Annotated in this window: 1 protein-coding gene; it reads right to left on the minus strand. The window is 35.3% G+C overall.

The features are described from left to right. Positions 1 to 227: 227 nt before the first annotated feature. On the minus strand, positions 228 to 1,772 hold the full coding sequence (locus tag FC88_RS05540) for an ABC-F family ATP-binding cassette domain-containing protein (RefSeq protein WP_057813611.1): 1,545 nt from the start codon (positions 1,770 to 1,772) through the stop codon (positions 228 to 230). Between the last annotated feature and the right edge of the window lie 73 nt (positions 1,773 to 1,845).

Genomic DNA, 1,845 nt, shown 5'->3' on the forward strand with positions numbered 1-1,845 from the left:
AATCATCAAGCAAATAATGATTTGTTAGGTGATGTCTAACAGACAACTTAATTATCATAACAAGTTCATAACTCAACGTCAAGAACTTTTTTAAAATAATTATTTCAACCTTCAAGCAAATATCTTGCCTAACCGTTGAAGCCGTTGGCCTCTCGTGACAACAGGTAATATATTACCGTTTATGATAAACCAATGCAAGTACTTTTTTCATTTTTTTTTGAAAATAACTAATTTTCTTTTATTTTTTCAATATCCAAGACCTTATCGATCCAGTCACTACTATAGAAGTCTTCTTCGTGAGTAACTAAGATCATTGATCCATCATAGTTTCTTAGCCCTTTGCGCAAGGCAGCTTTACTCTCATCATCCAAATGGTTTGTAGGTTCATCCATGAATAGAAAGTTAGTATTGTCGAACATTAAATCAGCAATTTTAACTTTAGTCTGCTCCCCACCGGATAGAGAACGTAATGGCGACATGATCTGTTGGTTAGTCAATCCAGTCCTAGCCAATACTTGTCTGACCCTCTTGCCACCTTCTTCAGAATGCTTATCGCTAATATATTGGAATGGTGACTCTAAGTTATTCTTCCAGACTAGGTCCTGCTTGAAATAACCGATTTTAACAGTCTCTGAGAATTCAAAGTTACCATCGATCGGTTTAATAATATTCAATAAAGTCTTAATCAACGTAGACTTACCGATACCATTGAATCCTTTAATAACCATCTTCTCACCGCTGACGATAGAGAAATTCAAAGCTTTATCAAATAGAGCTTTACCGTCATATCCAACTTTAAGGTTATTAACATCTAACATCATCCGAGAACTAGGTACTTCGACATATGGAAAGCCAAAACTTGCTGCAGTTTTGCTCCCTGGAGGTGTTAAGACGTCCATATGCGCAAGTTGTTTCTCTCTACTCTTAGCACTCTTAGAACGTGTTCCGGCTTTAAACTTTCTAATATAAGCCTTAGTCTTGGCAATTTTTTCTTGTTGCTTAACGTAGGCCTTCATATAGGTTTCTTTATTGGCGGCCTTTTGCTTAAGAGCTTGATTCAAGGAACCAGTATATTTAGTGATCTTGCCAAATTCAAAATCAGCCACACAGTTAATAATACGGTCTAAGAAGTTATAATCATGGGAAATAACAATAAAAGCACCCTCGAAATTATTCAAATAATCAGCTAACCAGTCAATATGATTAGTATCCAAATAATTCGTTGGCTCATCCAAAAGAATCATATCCGGCTGTTCGAGTAAGATTTTAGCCAAAATAATCTTTGAACGTTGGCCACCACTGAGTTTTGAGACATCATGGTCATAACCGATAGCATCTAATCCTAACCCAGTCGCAACTTGTTGAATTTTGGTATCTAGCTCGTAGAAATCGTTGGCATCTAAGATTTCTTGGAGTTTTCCAGCTTTTTCAAGGTCCTCATCAGTCGGATTATTCATGTAAATCTCATTTAGCTTATCGCTAGTTTCATACAATTTTGAAAACGCTGTCTGCAAATATTCGTAGATAGTCATCCCTGGTGCCAATTTAGCCTGTTGATCCAAATATCCAACCGTTAAATGCTTTTTCCAAGTGATTTTTCCTTCATCTGGTTCAATTTGACCCGTTAAAATCTTAATAAAAGTAGATTTACCTACTCCATTTTGACCAATTATTCCTAAATGGTCTTCTTTATTAACTTGTAGATTAGCAGAATCGTATAATTTCTTATCCAAAAACTGCTGACTTAAATCATGTACCTCTAAAACACTCATATTTATCTCCTTTATACATAAGGCAGATTGCAAGAAATAACCGAACACTTTTTAAAACTTAATATTTTCCATA

Source organism: Companilactobacillus futsaii JCM 17355, from assembly GCF_001435505.1.
GTDB lineage: Bacteria > Bacillota > Bacilli > Lactobacillales > Lactobacillaceae > Companilactobacillus > Companilactobacillus futsaii.